Source organism: Paenibacillus sp. FSL R5-0475 (genome assembly GCF_038004585.1).
Taxonomy (GTDB): Bacteria; Bacillota; Bacilli; order Paenibacillales; family Paenibacillaceae; genus Paenibacillus_AQ.
In genome coordinates this window covers 2,495,025-2,513,471 of the sequence record NZ_JBBORK010000001.1, presented here as the reverse complement: position 1 = coordinate 2,513,471, position 18,447 = coordinate 2,495,025, and the positions used below count along the sequence as shown (strand labels likewise).

Annotated in this window: 18 protein-coding genes and 1 pseudogene; 13 read left to right on the top strand and 6 right to left on the bottom strand. The window is 42.6% G+C overall.

Annotated elements, in window-relative coordinates; all coding sequences use genetic code 11:
- The first annotated feature begins 116 nt into the window (after window positions 1-116).
- The 9 genes and pseudogenes from MKX41_RS11325 (at window position 117) to MKX41_RS11285 (ending at window position 9,167) form a co-directional block, all read left to right on the top strand.
- Entirely contained in the window at window positions 117-545 is a 429-nt protein-coding gene (locus MKX41_RS11325) for an SRPBCC family protein (RefSeq protein WP_234539242.1), read from the top strand.
- A 145-nt stretch (window positions 546-690) separates the two neighbouring features.
- Window positions 691-873, top strand: a pseudogene (locus tag MKX41_RS11320) (VOC family protein); the annotation flags it as partial.
- A gap of 226 nt (window positions 874-1,099) precedes the next feature.
- Complete coding sequence (locus MKX41_RS11315) at window positions 1,100-2,284, top strand: GntR family transcriptional regulator (RefSeq protein ID WP_340970476.1); 1,185 nt, start codon at window positions 1,100-1,102, stop codon at window positions 2,282-2,284.
- 234 nt (window positions 2,285-2,518) lie between these two features.
- Window positions 2,519-3,784 (top strand): glycoside hydrolase family 125 protein, encoded by a 1,266-nt coding sequence (locus tag MKX41_RS11310; protein WP_340970474.1) that lies wholly within the window; start codon window positions 2,519-2,521, stop codon window positions 3,782-3,784.
- Between the two features lie 42 nt (window positions 3,785-3,826).
- The gene (locus tag MKX41_RS11305) at window positions 3,827-5,131 is read left to right on the top strand and encodes an ABC transporter substrate-binding protein (protein WP_340970472.1); all 1,305 of its coding nucleotides are present in this window, start codon (window positions 3,827-3,829) and stop codon (window positions 5,129-5,131) included.
- Between the two features lie 65 nt (window positions 5,132-5,196).
- Window positions 5,197-6,084, top strand: coding sequence for a carbohydrate ABC transporter permease (locus MKX41_RS11300; protein WP_076298808.1), 888 nt, complete (start codon window positions 5,197-5,199; stop codon window positions 6,082-6,084).
- Between the two features lie 32 nt (window positions 6,085-6,116).
- Window positions 6,117-7,004 carry a carbohydrate ABC transporter permease gene (locus tag MKX41_RS11295; protein WP_340970470.1) on the top strand — a complete coding sequence of 296 codons (888 nt, stop codon included), beginning with the start codon at window positions 6,117-6,119 and terminating at the stop codon, window positions 7,002-7,004.
- Between the two features lie 33 nt (window positions 7,005-7,037).
- A complete protein-coding gene (locus MKX41_RS11290) occupies window positions 7,038-8,093 on the top strand; it encodes a glycoside hydrolase family 76 protein (RefSeq protein ID WP_340970468.1) in 1,056 nt (351 codons plus the stop codon).
- A gap of 12 nt (window positions 8,094-8,105) precedes the next feature.
- Window positions 8,106-9,167, top strand: coding sequence for a glycoside hydrolase family 76 protein (locus tag MKX41_RS11285; RefSeq protein WP_340970466.1), 1,062 nt, complete (start codon window positions 8,106-8,108; stop codon window positions 9,165-9,167).
- Between the two features lie 103 nt (window positions 9,168-9,270).
- On the opposite strand, the gene MKX41_RS11280 is transcribed toward MKX41_RS11285, so the two are convergent.
- The 4 genes from MKX41_RS11280 to MKX41_RS11265 all read right to left on the bottom strand — a co-directional run bounded on the left by MKX41_RS11280 (window position 9,271) and on the right by MKX41_RS11265 (window position 11,661).
- Entirely contained in the window at window positions 9,271-9,651 is a 381-nt protein-coding gene (locus MKX41_RS11280; protein WP_340970464.1) for a hypothetical protein, read from the bottom strand.
- Window positions 9,648-9,926, bottom strand: a complete 279-nt coding sequence (locus MKX41_RS11275; RefSeq protein WP_339265199.1) for a hypothetical protein — start codon at window positions 9,924-9,926, stop codon at window positions 9,648-9,650. The genes MKX41_RS11280 and MKX41_RS11275 overlap by 4 nt, the downstream gene beginning before the upstream one ends.
- Before the next feature lie 56 nt (window positions 9,927-9,982).
- Window positions 9,983-10,627, bottom strand: coding sequence for an AraC family ligand binding domain-containing protein (locus tag MKX41_RS11270; RefSeq protein WP_340970462.1), 645 nt, complete (start codon window positions 10,625-10,627; stop codon window positions 9,983-9,985).
- Window positions 10,628-10,992: 365 nt separating this feature from the next.
- Window positions 10,993-11,661: a DUF559 domain-containing protein gene (locus MKX41_RS11265; protein ID WP_076283459.1), complete on the bottom strand. Its 669-nt coding sequence runs from the start codon at window positions 11,659-11,661 to the stop codon at window positions 10,993-10,995.
- A 295-nt stretch (window positions 11,662-11,956) separates the two neighbouring features.
- Here MKX41_RS11265 and MKX41_RS11260 point away from each other — a divergent pair, with 295 nt between their 5' ends.
- Window positions 11,957-12,334 (top strand): DUF1304 domain-containing protein, encoded by a 378-nt coding sequence (locus tag MKX41_RS11260; RefSeq protein WP_340970460.1) that lies wholly within the window; start codon window positions 11,957-11,959, stop codon window positions 12,332-12,334.
- A gap of 143 nt (window positions 12,335-12,477) precedes the next feature.
- On the opposite strand, the gene MKX41_RS11255 is transcribed toward MKX41_RS11260, so the two are convergent.
- Window positions 12,478-13,365 carry a fructose bisphosphate aldolase gene (locus MKX41_RS11255; RefSeq protein ID WP_340970459.1) on the bottom strand — a complete coding sequence of 296 codons (888 nt, stop codon included), beginning with the start codon at window positions 13,363-13,365 and terminating at the stop codon, window positions 12,478-12,480.
- A 772-nt stretch (window positions 13,366-14,137) separates the two neighbouring features.
- Between MKX41_RS11255 and zwf the strand changes: the two genes are divergently transcribed.
- The 3 genes from zwf to MKX41_RS11240 all read left to right on the top strand — a co-directional run bounded on the left by zwf (window position 14,138) and on the right by MKX41_RS11240 (window position 17,450).
- Complete coding sequence (gene zwf / locus MKX41_RS11250; RefSeq protein ID WP_340970457.1) at window positions 14,138-15,673, top strand: glucose-6-phosphate dehydrogenase; 1,536 nt, start codon at window positions 14,138-14,140, stop codon at window positions 15,671-15,673.
- Between the two features lie 72 nt (window positions 15,674-15,745).
- Window positions 15,746-16,639 carry a phosphogluconate dehydrogenase (NAD(+)-dependent, decarboxylating) gene (gnd, locus tag MKX41_RS11245; protein ID WP_042188983.1) on the top strand — a complete coding sequence of 298 codons (894 nt, stop codon included), beginning with the start codon at window positions 15,746-15,748 and terminating at the stop codon, window positions 16,637-16,639.
- 166 nt (window positions 16,640-16,805) lie between these two features.
- Entirely contained in the window at window positions 16,806-17,450 is a 645-nt protein-coding gene (locus tag MKX41_RS11240) for a class I SAM-dependent methyltransferase (RefSeq protein ID WP_340970454.1), read from the top strand.
- Between the two features lie 85 nt (window positions 17,451-17,535).
- On the opposite strand, the gene MKX41_RS11235 is transcribed toward MKX41_RS11240, so the two are convergent.
- The gene (locus MKX41_RS11235; protein ID WP_076283464.1) at window positions 17,536-18,291 is read right to left on the bottom strand and encodes a DeoR/GlpR family DNA-binding transcription regulator; all 756 of its coding nucleotides are present in this window, start codon (window positions 18,289-18,291) and stop codon (window positions 17,536-17,538) included.
- Between the last annotated feature and the right edge of the window lie 156 nt (window positions 18,292-18,447).

The window sequence follows — 18,447 nt, the reverse complement described above, 5'->3', positions numbered from 1 at the left end:
AAGAACAAATGTACAAAAGTGTAAAAACTTGTTAAGCGGAATGTGGTTTGATATTATTTAAAAATATAGTAGATTATGCTGCACATTACATTCATTTTTTTTAGAGGGGGATATAAATGTCCACGCAAACTTCCCGAGTATTGATCCAAGCATCAGCGAAGAAGGTATGGGATGTAATTACAAAGCCAGAACTAGTTAAACTGTGGCAGTATGGGAGTGATCTAATTACAGATTGGCAAATCGGTAGCGAGATTCGCTTTCATAGTGAGTGGGAAGGGAATATCTACGAACAGTGGGGGAGAGTGTTGGAGTTTGAACCCTATAAGCTGATCAAATACACACTCTTTGCACCTCGTCCAGGTTTGGAAGATAAGCCGGAAAATTGCTTTATTATGAGTTATACACTGACCGAAGATGGAAATGAGATTTTATTGACGATTGAACAGAATGATAATAGACAAGGGACTAACCATCAGGAATCTCAAGATGACGAAGGTCAGTCGGTTTTATCTGTACTTAAGGATATTGCAGAATCTTCTGAATGAACCGTGAATAAGTTCAGCCAATTAGACAATAGAGTGATGCATCTGGAAAAGTATACTACCCGCACATTTCAAGCGGAGATTGGTGAATATTTGTAGCTGAAGAAGAGCTTCCTAGCGCTGCCTATTTTGCTATTTTTGAAGTAGGGGCCACAATGTAGGAAGTAAAGAGGAAGCAGATCAGGTTATGGAGCTAGCTCAAAAGGCTGGTGCGAAGATCGTTGACCCTTTACATGATACCTTTTGGGGAGGGTATTCCGGTCACTTTATGGACCCCGATGGGCATTTGTGGGAAGTCGCATGGAATCCCGACTGGGAGCTCGAGAATTAAAGGAGTCCATTCAGAGCTTTGTTACTTAGCCTCTCTTAAACCGTATTCTCAGAATACGGTTTATCTCTGTTTCCATACGAATCTTAGAATTTTTTCGCTTTACACTCTAAACCCTTCCTCCCTCTTTTTTCAACTGCTTCAGTACAAATGTCGACAAACTTAATATATCATGATATATTATTATGTATAAAGATGAAAAAATTAGAGTCAGGAGATAACGAAAGTTATGAATGAGACAACGTCATCCAAACCGATGTATGAAAAAATATTTGATGAAGTGAAGCAGCTTATTGTTAATAAATCCTATGGACAAGGGGAGCGAGTTCCCTCAGAGAAAGAACTGGCTGAAGCCTATAATGTTAGTCGGATTACGAGTAAAAAAGCTCTGGAAATGCTCGCCGCAGAACAATTAATTGTGAGAAAACCGGGGAGAGGTTCATTTGTGGCTGATCCAGCAGTTGATTACATGGAATCAGCGATATCTCCGGGGACGGTCTCCGACGGAACTGTTTTCAATTCCTTTAACCATGAGGAAAAGACGATCGGTCTGGTTATTACCGACTTTGGCAACAGTTATGGAACAGGCTTGATTTATGGGATGGAACAGGCTTCCCGTGATAATGATTGCTTTCTCGTTCTACGAAGAACATTTGGCGTACCAGAGAACGAAGAACAGTCTATTCAGAAGTTGCTTAGCTTGGGTGTAGATGGTCTGATTGTTTTTCCGGCTCAAGGCGAATTTTTTAATGCTGAGATTCTAAAATTGGTGATCGGGCGTTTCCCATTAGTTCTGGTAGATCGCCATCTGAAAGGAGTAGCGGCTGCTTCGATCGGCACGGATAACATAAAGGCTGCACTTAAAGGGACGGAGTACTTATTTGATCTCGGGCATACTCATATCTCTTTCCTCTCTCCACCTCCAGCGGATACGACGGCTCTTGAGGAGCGGGTGGAGGGATTTATACAAGCACATGCGGAGCGGGGGATAGCTGTAGATAAGGGGTTGTGGGTTAGTGATTTAACCTCAACATTACCAAATTCCTTTAATGATGAGAATATTGAACATGATATCTCACGGCTAGTTTCTCATTTACAAGAGAATCCAACAATAACGGCGCTTTTTGCTGTGGAATATAATATTGCGCTGCTGGCTAGAACTGCGGTCCAACGACTTGGGCTACGAATTCCAGAAGATATTTCGATCATTTGCTTTGATAGTCCGCCAACTCCACTCGGTTCGGGTTATGCATTTACCCATTTACGGCAAAATGAAGAAGAGATGGGGCGGCTCGCGGTAGAAAATGTATTGCGAATTATGAACGGGCAAAGCGTGTCCAATAAGATAATGTTGGAAGCTGAATTGATTTCTGGTGAATCTACGGGTTCTGCTAAACCATCTAATTCTAATTAGTTTTATGCGATTATCCATAAATTAGTTGTTATAAAAACCTATCTCTTTGGATAGGTTTTTTTGTTTGTTTTAGATAGATGTTTATCATTATAGAAATATTGATATATCATTATCAATAAATAAACATATTGACATACTAACCACATGACAATATACTAATTTGTGAAAGCGCTTCAAAGGAAAAAGAAAAAGGGGGTATTATAACTGAAAGCAACCAGAGAAATCCCTGAGTCGATGAAGAAACTGGCATCTAATGTAAAAGTGCAGCTGAGTGATCGTCCAAAATTAGCCGAAATGTTCGAGAAATGTATGGCTAACACCTGGAATACAACCTTAAAAAGAATGGCGAATGGCACCACTTTTGTCATTACCGGAGATATTCCAGCGATGTGGCTGCGGGACTCGGCCGCTCAGGTTAGACCCTTTCTGATCCTTGCCTCCGAGGATGAAGAAATTGCGGACATGATTGAGGGACTTGTACTAAGACAATTCGCCTGTATTCAGCTTGACCCTTATGCGAACGCGTTCAATGAAGAAGAAAATGGGAATGGCCATCAGGAGGATCTTACAGAGATGAGCCCAGGAGTATGGGAAAGAAAATATGAGATTGATTCATTATGCTATCCGATCCAACTGGGTTATCTGCTCTGGAAGAATTCGGGCCGAACTAGTCAGTTTAATGATTCATTTGTTAAGGGTGTAGAAAGAATTATTGCATTATGGACTACTGAACAGAAACATGAGAGCGATTCCAATTATCTTTTTCAACGGATGAACTGTCCACCTACGGATACATTAGCGCGTGAAGGCAAAGGAACGTTGACAGCATATACAGGAATGACTTGGTCTGGATTTCGTCCTAGCGATGATGCCTGTGAATACGGGTATTTGGTTCCTGCAAATATGTTCGCTGTGGTTGTTTTAGAGTATGTGTGTGAAATTGCCCGAGAAATCCTAAGGGATCAGGAACTGGAATTGAAAGCTAGAAGACTTTCTGAACAGATTAATGAGGGAATACGCCAGTATGGAATCGTAGAGCACCCAGAGTTTGGGTCAGTCTATGCATATGAAGTAGATGGCCGTGGACAGGTGAATTTGATGGATGATGCAAATGTGCCGAGTCTGCTCTCAATCCCTTATTTGTCTTATCTGAGTGCCGATGATCCTATCTACAAAAATACCCGAAAGCTTATTTTAAGTAGCAATAATCCTTATTTCTTCGCTGGAAAGGAGGCTTCAGGTATTGGAAGTCCACATACGCCAAGTCGTTATATCTGGCCTATAGCTTTAGCGATCCAGGGAATGACATCTACCAGCAATGAGGAACAGGAATCCTTGCTTAATCTGCTGGAGAAGACGGATGCGGGCACCGGATTTATGCATGAAGGGTTTCATGTGGATAATCCTGACGAATTTACACGTCCATGGTTCTCATGGGCAAATATGATGTTCTGCGAGCTGATGCTTATGCGCTGCGGGTTACAAGTTAAGCGGGGTTAATGTCTACAAGTTTTTCAATCGACTCTAAAGGGGATAGAGAACATGAAAAAATGGCTGGTTACCACACTTGCTTTGGTTATGACAGCTTCACTTGCTACGGGCTGCGGTGGCAGTAATGGGTCTACCGGTAAAGAGTCCGGAACTGCAAGTAAATCAGGGAGCGGTGATGGAAAAAAGACGGAGCTTACCTTCTGGGGGGATTGGGGCGGTGAGGGACAGAAACAATTTGAGACCATGGTCGATGCCTTTAATAAATCTCAGGATAAGATTCATGTAAAGTATGTGCTGCAGCAGGATATGATCACGAAGTTCCTGACTTCCGCAACCAATGGCGGTACTCCTGATGTGCTGTTTTGGGATCGCTGGAGAACTTCATTGTATGCTCCAAAAAACGTCCTGCATCCGGTTGACGAATACTTAACGCGTGACGGTATTTCCAAAGATGACTTCTACAGTGAATCCCTTCGTGAGCTTTCTTACGATGACAAATTATATGGGCTGCCGCTTACCGTAGATGCTCGTGCTCTTTTCTATAATAAGAAGCTGCTCGCAGATGCAGGACTTCAGCCTCCAACAACATGGGATGAGCTAGAGACGGCTGCTACGAAGCTCACCAAATGGAACGGCAATAAATTGGAAATTGCAGGTTTTTCAATGGGGGATTTGGGGCTTTTTAATATGTATCTTCAACAGGCTGGCGGCACCATGCTTACGGAGGATGGAAAGACCAATTTTAATAATGATAAAGGCAAACAGGTGCTAGAGTTCTGGGATCGTCTGATGAACAAAGATAAGGTGTATAAAGTAGGGTTTGAGCTTGGACTTGGGGAAGGGCAAGATGCTTTTGTCACAGGCAAAGTTGCTATGTTATATTCCGGTCCGTGGATGCTCAGCACTTATAACAAATATGGTAAAGATCTAGATTATGGAATCGTACCCCCTCCAGCTGGACCAAACGGGGATAAAGGCAGTGTTATGGGCGGATTTGGTCTGGTGATTCCAGAAGGCTCCAAACATAAGGAAGAGGCGTGGGAGTTCATTAAATGGTGGACAGCGAACAAGGATAACGCATTGCTCTGGGCCAAGACCAGTCTGAATCTGCCTGGCTATAAGCCGTCTATGGAAGATCCATTCTTCAAAGATGATCTCAAGTGGCAGCCGTTTCTAGAAACACTGGAGTTCGCTAAGGTTCGTCCAAACCACCCTGGTTATTCCGTGATGGAAACCGACGCGTTGGCACCCAATTTGCAGCTAAACCAGCAGAACAAGCTGAGTATTGACGAAACCTTGAAGAAATCACAAGAAGAAGGCGACAAAATGCTTAAGGATAATGAGGTAGTGAAGTAATAAGTAAGACATTTGAAGTAAGGGGGAGGTTTTGCCTCCCTTTTACTTAGGAGGGGGGAGCTGAAATGGCTTCCATCAGAAAGCTAGAGAAACATCAGGCGCGGACGGCTTATCTGTTTATTACACCCACGATATTGTTGTTTACAGTATTCACGGTCATCCCCGTGGTAATGGCGTTGTATTTAAGCTTTACCAATTACGATGTACTTAGTAGAAATGATTGGATCGGTTTTGATAACTATCGCCGTTTGATAGAAGATAGTTTGTTATGGAAAACATTCCGAAATGTATTTTTTTATTCGATCATTTTCGTTCCGCTAAATATCCTGATTTCGCTGCTCCTCGCGATTCTACTTAGTCGAAGCTGGCGTGGGGTGAAGCTGTTCCGCACTTTGAATTATCTGCCAACTCTTACATCCGCCGTTGCTGCTGCTACCGTTTGGATCTGGCTTTTGCATCCTGAATTTGGTTTGGTTAACGGATTGTTGTCCTATGTTGGGATTACAGGTCCAGCTTGGTTATCCGAGACCCGAACGGCGATGTTGTCCATTATTATGCTTACCCTCTGGCAGTCGGTAGGTTCTAATATGATTATCTACTTGGCAGGTCTGCAAGGTGTGCCTGACTATTTGTATGAATCCGCAAGGCTGGACGGTGCCAATAAACTGGATTGTTTCCGGTATATTACTTGGCCGCAACTACGTCCTACGACCTTTCTAGTCAGCACGATGGCAATCATTGGTGCGTTACAGTTGTTCGACCAAGCTTTTGTGCTGACGCAGGGTGGTCCAGCGAATATGACGAAAACTCCGGTTTATCTGATCTATCAACAGGGCTTTAATCAATTGCAAATGGGGTATGCGTCTGCACAAGCTTTTGTGCTTGCTGTGGCGATTCTCATATTCTCACTTATAAACATGCGGATCACAAAGGCGGAGGAGTCCATTGTATAAGCGGGCTTGTCATGCAGAAAGGGGATAGAGGTATGGATACTAGTGGAAGTTCGTTATTAAAAAGACGCTTAAGTAAATCTATTTATTATATAGTGTGCATTGTTATTGCAATCGTAATGTTTCTACCTTTCTATTGGAGTGTTCTTACATCTTTGAAGCCTGACGAAGAGATATTCGCCATGCCCATTCGGTGGTTTCCTTCACATTTGACCTTAGAGCACTATCGTAAGGCGTTTACAACGGTTCCATTTGCCCTCTTTTTCTGGAATTCACTTGTGCTTGCTGTAGCGGGGGTACTGGCGAATCTGTTTTTTGGTTCGATCAGTGGCTACGCATTCGCAAAGTTGAATTTTAAGCTCAATAAGCCAATATTCCGCGTGCTGCTAGCGGCGATGATGATACCGGGCATTGTGACGATGATCCCTACAGTTTATGTCATGCGTCATATTCCATTTTTCGGAGGTAACGATATTTTTGGCAGTGGGGGGAACGGGTTGATGAACTCCTTCTGGGGGATTATTCTTCCGGGAGCTTCTGGAACTTTTGCTGTGTTCTTTATGCGGCAATTCTTTCTTACCCTACCTAGTGACATGATGGAAATGGCCCGGATCGAAGGCTGTGGAGAGTTTAAGATATTTTGGCGCATTTATTTGCCGCTGACCAAACCAGCGCTGGCGACTTTAAGCATCTTTACTTTTCAAGCGGGCTGGAACAGCTTCCTATGGCCCATGATTGTACTGAATGACCCGGATAAAGCAACGATCCAGATGGGACTTCAAGCCTTCTCCTATAATTTCCAAACAGATTACGGTCCAATGATGGCTGGTGCGCTTGTTGCGATTCTGCCGATATTGGTGCTCTTTCTGGCACTTCAGCGTTATTTTGTGCAGGGGATTGCATTCAGTGGCATAAAAGGTTAATTCTATAAAAATCGAATCAGGGAGAGAGTTTATATGAACCAATTGGAGATCGGGATTTGGGAGGAACGGGCGAATCAAGCACAAGCCGCGCTGGATTCATTATACTGGAATGACGCGATCAAAATGTACAATATAGAAACACCTTGTCCAAACGGAGAATGTAATACCATTTTTCATTATTGGTGGATGGCTCATGCTGTGGATGTATTGGTAGATGGATTACAGCGAACTAGAGAGAAATGGTATGCCGAACGGCTTTCCGCGCTTCATGAAGGTCTTTTGCGACGAAATGGGGGAGTGTGGCCCAACGAGTTGTATGATGATATGGAATGGATGGCTCTCGCGTGGCTCCGTGCCTATCAAGCAACAGGAGAGGAAGTTTATAAAGATACAGCCCTTCTTTTATGGGAAGACATTCAGACAGGCTGGAACGAGCATATGGGTGGTGGGATCGCTTGGCAGAAGTCACAGTTGGATTATAAAAATACACCTGCCAATGCACCAGCAGCTATACTGGCGGCTCGTTTGTATCAAGCCTTCGGTGAAGCTGAGAATCTAGAATGGGCGCTAAAAATTTATAGATGGCAAAAAAAGCATCTGGTAGACCCGACGACGGGTTTTGTATGGGATGGCATGAATCGCACGGGCAATGGCCAGATCGATAAGGATTGGAGATACTCCTATAACCAAGGTGTCTATATTGGTGCAGCAGTTGAACTGTACCGTATCACTAAGGACTCATCCTATTTAGAGGATGCTCATTTAACTTTTTCCGCTGCTGTTCATGAGCTTGCTGAGGCTAAGTGCGGTGTACTTTCAGACGAAGGAAATGGAGATGCTGGATTGTTCAAAGGAATCCTGATTCGGTATACGGCAGAATGGGTCAAAGCTGATGCCGCAGCTGTTGAAGCTGTCGATTTTCTGCGTAGGAATGCTGAATCTCTCTGGGAGCAAGGAAAGTCAGAGGACGAAGCTTTGTTTGGCACAGATTGGACTTTGTCATCTACTGGTGTAATTCAGCTCAGCTCCCAACTTAGTGCAATGAAGTTATTGGAGAAGATGGCTGAATTAACTAAGGATCAGATTTGAGGTGAACTTTTAATGACACAAGCTAAAGAAGCCCTAGAAGCGCTTAAATGGCAGGAAAGGTCGGAGTGGTTCCAACAATGTCTAGAACGTAATTATTATAATGCGGAGACGGGGATCATGAATCAATGGTATCCCAGAGAGTATAACGTTCCAGGTGAGAATTTTTATTACTGGTGGCAGGCTCATGTCATTGATATTCTAGTGGATGGCTACGAGCGTAGCGGAGATCCTGCATATTCTCTGAGAATCAAGGAATTGAGTGAACATCTCCAAGCTTATAACGGTGGGACGTTCAGGCATAATTACTATGATGATATGGAATGGACGGCATTGGCGCTGCTACGAGCTTATCGGGCAACTGGATATGAAGCCTACTTAGACGCTGTGCTAGATCTATGGGAGGATATAAAATCAGCTTGGAATGAACATTTTGGAGGCGGTTTGGCCTGGAAGAAGGATCAGCTAGATTATAAAAACACACCTGCCAATGCACCAGCCGTCATTCTAGCAGCTAGGTTATATGAACTTTTTCAAAAGCAGGAGGATCTGGAGTGGGCACTCCGTATCTATGAATGGAACAAAACATATTTAGTGGATCCTGCGACTGGTTTTGTGTGGGATGGAATGAACAGACTCGGGGATGGCCAGATTGATTTCGATTGGGAATTTACTTATTGTCAGGGAGTGTTTCTAGGTGCGGGCTTAGAGCTGTATAAGAATACGGGGGATGTCCATTACTTAGAAGATGCGAATCGAACTGCTAATACATGTATTGATCGTCTATGCGATCCGATGAATATGATGTTGCCTGATGAAGGCATCGATGATACTGGATTATTCAAAGGGATTCTGATTCGTTATCTGGTTCAACTTTTTGGAGAGGTTCCTGAGGCTAGCAGGATTCGTGAGGTAATCATGGCCAATGCTCAGCAGTTATGGGAACGAGGTCTGGATAAACAGCTGGGTCTTTGTAGTCCATCGTGGGAATTGAAACCGGAGCTTCCGGTTCAACTGAGCATTCAACTCAGTGGCTTGATGTTGCTGGAAGGGGCCGCTGTACTCATGGAGAAGTAACTTAAAGGCGTATAAAGAAGCTTCTCTTTTTAAATGGTGCATTGATTTTCCGTTTAAAAAAGAGAGGCTTCTTTTTTGTTATTTTAAATTAATCGTTTATCTGTTAGAAAATCCTATGTTTCCAACCGTTCAATTTAGCGACAGCTTCAATATAATAGTAGTCTCCATAGATTAGCGATACATCGATAAAGGAAGTGCCGCTGCCCGTTCCATGTAATAAAATCGCTTCATGCTCTGGCAGCTCCCAAGTCGCGTAATTTTCGGTCAGTGAGCGGAGAATTCGATCCGCTGCATTAGCGTAGAGGCTTTTTTTGCGTACAGGTACGATCGCTGCAAGCTCTAACAAACCTGAAGCGGCGATAGATGCCGCAGAGCTATCTTTGAACATCCGTTCGTCATCCGCTAGACGAAAATCCCAATAAGGAACTTGATCCTCAGGTAAAGCCGAGATGAAATAATGGGCAATCCGCTTAGCGGTGTTCAAGAACCGTTCATCTCCACTGTGGCGATAGGTATTGATGAAGCCGTACAGCCCCCAGCCGTTCCACGGCTCCATGAGGATTCAGCTGAATAACCTTGACCGCCAAAATTCTCAATATATGCCCCGGTCTCCGCATCGAAAGATAGAATATGTTTGGTTGATCCATCCTCGCGAATACCATATTGCATCGTCGTCTCTGCATGGCTAATAGCAATATGCTTATACCGTGGATCACCAGTTACTTTGCTCGCCCAGAACAGTAGAGAGATATTCAACATGCAGTCGATAATTGCCCAGCCATATTTATCTTCATTCCATGCGCGGATGAATTTGCCTACAGGATTATAGCGGGCAGCGAGGAAATTCGCCGCTTCAATCCCCCTACGCAGGGCATCTTCGTCGCCCGTAAGCTCATGATTTTTTCAGAATAGCTCAAGGTCCGCCGTTCTCCTGATTGGAATATCTGCTGATCTCCAGTCTTGATACTGCTCAATAATTGAAGGATTAACATCGAAATGTCTTCGGTATTTTCGCTTGGATTGCTTTTTTTATTGTGATCATATTGCTCCAGAGTCCACTCCACAATCTCAACACGATCTTCAAGATTAATGGCGCAATGCGTATTTTCCCCTCGCCAAAGTGTTGTGAATAAAGCTTTTCTTTTCGAAAAGCCCACTAGCAGGTTCTCCGCAACATGTGGATCAATATAGAAGATGGATCTTTCAAAAGGACAAGCGGGAGAGACCTCAGAATAGATCCGGTGCAGCTGATAGGGCTGGAAAAAGAATAACATGCCCCTGCGGATATCGTACATCAGCTGATTGACAACAACATTTCCCTGACCGCCATGCACGAACATGATTTCACAGCATTGATGCCAGTAATAATAACCTTTGTAATAGTCGTCTGTAAATATTTTGTAATCCCAAACTAAGGTCTTATGTTCTTCAAAAACAACGGGTTCGAATAGTTGCTTCATAGGCCCTCCAAGATGACAAAATACAAACATTTTTTTATTCCATTATAACTTTAAGGGTTATGAAAGCGATACAATAAAAATGAATTGAGTAATTCTATCGGGAGACAGGTCACCATGTTAGATTACATAAACAGAAGCCCAGAATCCAGAATTCAAAATCTTAAAGCTGAACTCGACTTGAAAACTGCAAAAGTGCAGTTTTTATCAGTTAATTAGGTGTTGGTTAAGGATATTGCTGCAAATATACAGGAATATGACTCTAAATTAACCTTGGTTATCTTAAAATTAGTGAAAAACTGTATTTATGCAGGAAAACTCCTCCGTGGATGAATAAAGGACTTAAAAGATGTAAAATTGCAAGATTTCTACAAGCGGTTCATCGCGTTGGGCTGGAGTTCATACTTTACAACATATTTCCCTTCTGGTCCGGTTACAGGTGAGAGCACCCCTTTGGTGCAGAGGGAATGCAGCATTCGAACGGCTGATCGATGATTGATATTTAAATGAATCTCTACATCAATTGGGCGTAATGGGCGAGCAAGCGTATAGGCAAGTCGGATGATTTCCCGTTCCGCCACACTCTCCAGACTAACTGGAGAAGATTCTGACTGATATCGGCTAAGCAGCATTCGCAACAGTGTCATGCAAATCTCGGGACGACTAGCGACGTCGTCGTATGCAAATGAAATAACTTGAAATCCCATTGCAGATAAGAAGGTTTCTCTGTTCAATTCATTACAGTATTTATTTCTATCCATATCTCGAACATGTGGACCAAACCCTTTGATTTCGATGACTAGCTTCACATACCGAGTGATGTATGCAAAGTCACAGAAATAGGATTGACCCCGCCAATCGAGCACTTCGAATTCTGGATGTAAATCGTCAAAATTCAATCGAAGAGACCACCAAACGTTGCGGCAAAATAGCTTCTCCGCTTCCCGATGTCCACGTTCCAAGCGACCTTTGCGTTCCCCTGATCTTTTTTGTAAATGGTATTGAATAAATGAAGCATGCGCCGTTTCGAAGTTCATCTTTAATCATTCCCCCTTAATCAACAAAAGAACGTCCCGATCCATTCAAAAAGGAATGAATCGGGACGTTCTTCGTCTCGTACATTTAATTATAGTTAAGATTCTATTAGTTGACCAGACGAATAGGACTATAAAAACTTAATAAATCAGAAGCTTGATTTCCGCATTCTTTTGTTGATTACTAAGAAGGGGATTTGAGCGGCTTTAATATAAAATGATGATGGAATGTACAACTTTTAATCAATATGTGATACAATTAAATTGTACACAAATTAAATTAAGAGGAGTTAATCAAATGATCATAGCAGGTAATATCATGGTCGGTCTCGTTGCGTTAATACATATTTATATTGTCTATCTGGAAATGTTCGCTTGGTCAAAGCCCAAAGGGCTTCGAGTTTTTGGAATGACGCAGGAAGTTGCGGATGCTTCTAAAACTCTAGCAGCGAATCAAGGGTTGTATAATGGATTTTTAGCTGCTGGTTTAATTTGGGGACTGGTTCATCCGAATGTGAATTTCGGCCACCAAGTTGAAATCTTTTTCCTCTGCAGTGTTATAGTGGCGGCGATTTATGGTGCACTAACAGTGAAAAAATCTATTTTGTTTATGCAAGGTCTTCCGGCTTGCATCGCTTTAATACTAGTAGTTTCGACTTATTTTCCTGTGACTTAAGCAGAAGCGGCAACTAACTGTTTGCGAGCAATACCCTTAAAAAAGTTAATCCAAATTAAAAAAAGGGCTGTTTCCCGGCAGGTAATTACCTGTCAGGGAAACAGCCTTTTTATGTCTTACGTCTTCACGAGGGGAAGAGCTACTTATTGAATAGAGGCAGCATAAATCGCTTCGACAGATTTGGAGAGGAGCGCGTTAAACTCTTCGTCTGACTGCCCTGAACTTAATCCTTGCGATAAAGCACGTGAGAAGCTGGCGATTAATCCTTGATTATGGGCGAGCTTATCGTTGGCCTCAGCTTGAGTGTAACCGCCGGACAAAGCGACAATTCTTAAAACGTGAGGATCGTCCATTAACTCGCGGTAGAAGTTATTCTCCGTGGGTATGGAGAGCTTAAGCATGACCTTTACGTCTTGGCCCAGCTTAGACAATTGAGCTGAAAGTTCTTCTTTTAACAGCTTTTCCGACGCTGTTTTATCAGCAGAATGGATATCAACCTCAGGCTCGATAATCGGAACCAGTCCCGCTTCTAAAATTTGCTTGCCGACTTCAAACTGCTGTTCAACCACTTTTTTGATGCCGGAAGGATTGGCTTCTTTAATCACCGAGCGCATTTTCGTTCCAAAGATATTCCGTTCGTTGGCCCGCTTCAAAAGATCATATAAGCCGGGAATTGGCTTCATGAGCTGTACCCCGTTTTCTGGCTCGGCAAGTCCTTTATCTATTTTCAGAAATGGGACAATGCCTTTTTCCTCCCACAGATAATCAGCAGTATATTTTCCGTCGATGAGACGGTCCATTGTGTTCTCAAATAAGATTGCACCCAGTATATTCTTCGAATCAAATGCAGGGCTCTTGATAATGCGCGTTCGCATCTCGTGAACCATTGCATACATTTGATCTTCATTGGAGTAGCTGTCCTCTTTTATGCCATATTGCAGCAGCGCTTTAGGTGTACTTCCACCACTTTGGTCCAAGGCAGCTATAAATCCCTGTCCCGTCCGAATTCGATCCCATTGCTTCATATTCATGAAAAAATCTCCTTCCTTTCGTAAACTGAATGGAAATTCATGCGTTCTTTAATTATAACACTTAAAATATAGGCTTTAAACAAGAGGCAGGGTGAGTAAGGAGGTAACCGTCCAACATGAGTTGGTAGCAAGCAAAGAATTAAGGACTTCTGAGTCCGATTCAACCAAGGAGATCAGCGCAAGTTGACGTAAAGGACTGTATTGCAGCTATTGGATATAGTCGGCGGATTTTTGAGAGAAATCGGACTGTATAGCTCTTAACATCTCTCCGAAGCGTACTCTGATAATCTTCCTCGAAGATGACCTTTTTTATGCTTAAAAATCTAAGTTGAGATTAAAAGCAAGATCGATTTGTAATATTTTATGGACGTAGTCCATTTCAAAATGATCAATTACTTGAAGTTAGTTTGAAGATACGAGCGAGCACGAGTAAAGGTGGCGACTGGAAATTTTATTCTTGTTACAAAGTGGCTGGTGTGATGATTTTCTAATCGGAGGGGGTGGATCGAAATTGGCTAAAGCCGCACTGAGATTGAGATTTTTCTTTAATCAACGTGAATATCCGAGTAATTTAATGCGAATGATCCAATACTATTTTCTTTGTGACATTAATCATAATTACCAATTCATAGCTTTGTGAAAATAATAACTTTTCGTAAATGTCGAAATGAGGTTGACGTATGAAAATATCAGTCGTATGATTGATTCTACTGAGTATGTTAGTAATTAAAAGTAAGTATATAAATAATGTATAACAACAGGAGGAATGAAAGTGGAATCATCAACATTTGTGCTATTCGGCGCTACAGGAGATTTGGCAAAACGTAAAATCTATCCTGCACTATATAACCTCTTTTTAGATGGTCAAATTTCAGGTCCTCTTTCTGTGATTGGATTAGGAAGAAGAGAAGTTTCGAACGAAGCCTTCCGTAAGCAAGTACTGCAATCCTTACAGACTTTTTCTAGACAACCAGCCGTTGACTCACCGCAATTGCAGGTGTTCTTGGAGGCTTTTGAATATAGCGTACTAGACGTAGGGAATACCGAAGATTACTCCAAGCTGCTGGAGCATGTTAAACGTCGCGAGCAATTTTTCAATATTCCGGAGAATCGGATGTTCTATTTGTCTGTGGGTCCTGAGTTCTTCAAGGAAATCGCAGCTAATATTCACTCAAGCGGTCTGGGTTCCACGAAAGGCTGGAAGCGTCTGATTATTGAGAAGCCTTTTGGCACAGATTTGAAATCAGCAAGAGAGCTGAATGATAGCTTGAATGCCGTATTTACTGAAGAAGAAATCTTCCGGATTGACCACTTCCTAGGTAAACCGATGGTGCAAAATTTAGAAGTTCTGAAGTATTCTAATCCAGTGCTAAGAGCGCTGTGGAAAAATAGATATATCGCGAATGTTCAAATTACGGCGAGTGAGACTGTCGGCGTTGAAGAGCGGGCAGGCTATTATGATAAAGCTGGCGCACTTCGTGATATGTTCCAGAACCATATGCTGCAGTTGATGATGATGATGGCAATGCAGCTTCCTAAAGGCAGTACACCTGAAGAAATCCGTGGGAAGAAAATATACGTCATGGAGCATCTTATTCCAATTAGCAAAGATGAGGTTAATAAACATGTTGTCCGTGGACAATATACAGAAGGTGAAATCAAAGGTAACCCTGTTGCAGGTTATTTAAATGAGCCGGGAATTAACCAATCCTCGCAAAATGAGACGTTTATCGCAGCGCGTTTATTTATAGATGATCCGCTCTGGAATGATGTACCTTTCTATGTTCGTACAGGTAAGAGAATGAAGGAGAAGTCCACACGTATTGTTATTGAGTTTAAAGAACCGTTTAATGATAGTAATAACTTGAACAAAGGAAATGACGTACCGAATTTACTGATTATCGAGATTGGACCGAATGAAGCCATAACGCTACAACTTAACACGAAAGATCAGCTGCAAAAAGGAAAGCTTGAGCCTGTCCGCGCTACTTATGAAGCGGGTACCTCAGATGTTCCGGAAGCCTACGAGAATCTAATCTTCGATGCACTTCGTGGAGATGCTACCTTCTTCGCACACTGGAGAGAAGTAGAACTGTCTTGGCAGTGGGTTACACCTATTCAGGAAGCGATGGAAGAGGGGCTTATGCCACTTCACACTTATGCTTCTGGTTCATATGGTCCAGATGCGGCTATGGAGCTATTGGGTGAAGATCGCTGGTGGTTCGATGAGGCAGATCAGGAGTCAGAAGTTCTCTCTGCTCAGGCAGAAGTTGCAGCAACGCAGGAATCTATACGGCCAGGGGCGTAAGCCCCTGCCTGTTTTTTTTACCAATTTTGGAGAAATTACATCATAAGAATCTATATATCGGAGGGGAATTACATGAAAGTAGGATTAGTTGGATTAGGAAAAATGGGCTTCAATTTGGGCCAGAATTTGCTGGATCATGGACATGAGGTTGTTGCATTTGATTTGAATGCACCTGCTGTAGAGGAAATGAAAGCTAAAGGTGCCAGTGGAGCAGTAACGCTCCCTGAGTTGGTACAACAATTGGAAACGCCTAGAATCATTTGGATTATGGTTCCACATCAGGTTGTGGACTCTGTCATTGCTGAGATCACACCTTTGTTATCAAAAGGAGATATCGTCATTGAAGCGGGGAATTCGCACTATAAGGAATCGATTCGCAGATATGAGCAATTGAAGGAACATGGAATCAGCTTCATGGACGCAGGTACGTCCGGTGGGATGGAAGGAGCGCGTAACGGCGCTTGTTACATGGTTGGTGGAGATCCTGAAGCTTGGGAGGTTGTGGAGCCCATCTTCCGTGATACGGCTGTGGAAAGCGGCTTTTTATATGCCGGCAAAGCTGGTAGTGGCCATTTTCTAAAAATGGTTCATAACGGTATCGAATACGGCATGATGGCTGCCATCGGTGAAGGCTTTGAGGTGCTGGAAAAGAGTGAGTTTGATTATAACTTTGAGGAAGTCGCCCGGGTGTGGAATCATGGTTCTGTCATCCGTTCTTGGCTGATGGAACTGGTTGAACGTGCGTTCTCGAAAGATGCTAAATTGGATGAGATCAAAGGGATTATGCACTCCTCCGGAGAAGGCAGATGGACGCTCGAAACCGCATTTGATCTGCAAGCTGCAACACCAGTGATCGCGATGGCGTTATTAATGCGCTACCGTTCACTTGAGACCGATACCTTCACGGGTAAAGTAGTGGCTGCACTTCGGAATGAATTTGGTGGACATGCCGTTGAAACGAAGTAATTAATGTTAATCATTAGCCCGAATTTCCTCGCAATTCATTCTGCGGTGAGATTTGGGCTTTTGTTTTGCAAAAATTAATAAATGGAGAGAATAGATCGAGTACGACTTTAACCTTTTTAACATATTTTAGAGTTAGATGGGGAAATTACGATAAGGGGGAATTGACATGCGAAGCGGAATTCGAGAAAGACTTCATTTTCTGTATAAATTTCTGCATGCGCCCCGACAATTAGGAAGCGTGACTCCCAGTTCGCGCTGGCTGGCAAAAACGATGGTCGACATCATTCCGTGGCAACAAATGCATAATATAGCTGAGCTGGGTGCTGGTACTGGAGCCATTACAAGATTTATTCCAAGCGGGGAAGAGACCGGGATGAATGTGCTCCTGTTTGAGAAGGATCCTGATTTTCGACATCAACTAAGACTTAAATTCCCTGACCTTATTTTTTTTAACGATTGCCTACGGCTACGGCTTGCGCTTCATAATAGAAGGTTGGAGAAGTTAGATTGCATTGTAAGCAGTTTGTCTTTTAGGAATTTCTCAGTCTCAGATCGGACGCTTTACATTGAGCAAATCATATCTTCTTTAAAAGAAGGCGGTTGGTTCATCACTTTTGAATATTTTCCTCAAATGAAGAAGGAATTAATGCAACATTTTGATATTGTGAGTGTTAAATGGGTGCTGTTAAATTTCCCGCCAGCGCTTGTTTATATTTGCAGGAAGAAGGCTTCTACACAAGTAAAGCAATCAGATTATATTCATTCTTCCATAGATGTAAAATCAATTTCTCGGGTTTCTACGGAAAGATAAGGATGAAAAATACAACAAATGCCGTCACCCATACTCACTGGGGAACGGCATTTTTTAAATTAGGCTCAGTATGTTATTACCTCTGTTAATAGAGAACCTCAATATTGTCCTCGTTCAGACGTTTTAGCCAAGCTTCAGAAGGCTTACGGTCAGTAATCAAGAAATCAATATGGGCAAGCTCAACCAGCTTTGTAAAAGCAGTTTTATCGAATTTGGTGTGATCCGCCAGGAGTATGACCTTATTGGCTTGTCGTAGCATGTACTTCTTGAGCTCACACTCTGGTTCGTTGGAATCTGTGATGCCTCGTTCCATATCCATTCCTTTGCAACTGATTACCGCTGTATCCACATTGTATCTTTGAATGGTGTCATGGGCTACCGGTCCCACCAGCGACAACGATCGGTAACGAAGTGAACCGCCAGTAGAGATGATATCCATCCCTGAATTCGAGAACTCATGCAAAATATTAATAGAATTTGTGATGATGGTTAGATTGTTTTTGTTTCCCAGCAATTTTAGAAACTCAAAGGCTGTAGAGCTTGGATCTACCATTAATGTATCTCCATCATTGATTAAATCGAGCGCCTTCAAGGCGATTCCCCGTTTTATATCTGTATTCAAGGCATTACGTGTAACAAAAGGAAGATCCTCATTCGTATGGCGATTCAGCATAGCACCGCCATAGGTACGACTAAGGATGCCATCCTTCTCTAGCTTCTCCAAATCTCTGCGTATCGTTTCTTCAGTGACCTCAAACATTTTACTTAGATCGGAGACTAGAACGCGTTTATCTTGATGGACGAGATCTATTATTTTTTTGCGTCTTTCGGCTGCAAGCATAGGAATCACCTTTCCAAAGCTATATTTTACAATCATAGCGCTTAATATCTGTGTTTTGCAATAAAAACAACTTAAAAACCTCTGTACTTTCCAATGATATTCACAAAACAGATATAAAACAAACAAAAACAACATAATTAATATTTAAAATGTTGA

What these genes read in the sequence shown, in the direction of transcription:
- MKX41_RS11305 (WP_340970472.1), top strand. Translation starts at nt 3,827, where the DNA reads ATGAAAAAATGGCTGGTTACCACACTTGCTTTGGTTATGACAGCTTCA.
- MKX41_RS11285 (WP_340970466.1), top strand. Translation starts at nt 8,106, where the DNA reads ATGACACAAGCTAAAGAAGCCCTAGAAGCGCTTAAATGGCAGGAAAGG.
- MKX41_RS11240 (WP_340970454.1), top strand. Translation starts at nt 16,806, where the DNA reads ATGCGAAGCGGAATTCGAGAAAGACTTCATTTTCTGTATAAATTTCTG.
- MKX41_RS11325 (WP_234539242.1), top strand. Translation starts at nt 117, where the DNA reads ATGTCCACGCAAACTTCCCGAGTATTGATCCAAGCATCAGCGAAGAAG.
- MKX41_RS11270 (WP_340970462.1), bottom strand. Translation starts at nt 10,627, where the DNA reads ATGAAGCAACTATTCGAACCCGTTGTTTTTGAAGAACATAAGACCTTA.
- MKX41_RS11315 (WP_340970476.1), top strand. Translation starts at nt 1,100, where the DNA reads ATGAATGAGACAACGTCATCCAAACCGATGTATGAAAAAATATTTGAT.
- MKX41_RS11310 (WP_340970474.1), top strand. Translation starts at nt 2,519, where the DNA reads ATGAAGAAACTGGCATCTAATGTAAAAGTGCAGCTGAGTGATCGTCCA.
- MKX41_RS11300 (WP_076298808.1), top strand. Translation starts at nt 5,197, where the DNA reads ATGGCTTCCATCAGAAAGCTAGAGAAACATCAGGCGCGGACGGCTTAT.
- MKX41_RS11295 (WP_340970470.1), top strand. Translation starts at nt 6,117, where the DNA reads ATGGATACTAGTGGAAGTTCGTTATTAAAAAGACGCTTAAGTAAATCT.
- MKX41_RS11265 (WP_076283459.1), bottom strand. Translation starts at nt 11,661, where the DNA reads ATGAACTTCGAAACGGCGCATGCTTCATTTATTCAATACCATTTACAA.
- MKX41_RS11290 (WP_340970468.1), top strand. Translation starts at nt 7,038, where the DNA reads ATGAACCAATTGGAGATCGGGATTTGGGAGGAACGGGCGAATCAAGCA.
- MKX41_RS11255 (WP_340970459.1), bottom strand. Translation starts at nt 13,365, where the DNA reads ATGAATATGAAGCAATGGGATCGAATTCGGACGGGACAGGGATTTATA.
- MKX41_RS11235 (WP_076283464.1), bottom strand. Translation starts at nt 18,291, where the DNA reads ATGCTTGCAGCCGAAAGACGCAAAAAAATAATAGATCTCGTCCATCAA.
- gnd (WP_042188983.1), top strand. Translation starts at nt 15,746, where the DNA reads ATGAAAGTAGGATTAGTTGGATTAGGAAAAATGGGCTTCAATTTGGGC.
- MKX41_RS11260 (WP_340970460.1), top strand. Translation starts at nt 11,957, where the DNA reads ATGATCATAGCAGGTAATATCATGGTCGGTCTCGTTGCGTTAATACAT.
- MKX41_RS11275 (WP_339265199.1), bottom strand. Translation starts at nt 9,926, where the DNA reads ATGTTGAATATCTCTCTACTGTTCTGGGCGAGCAAAGTAACTGGTGAT.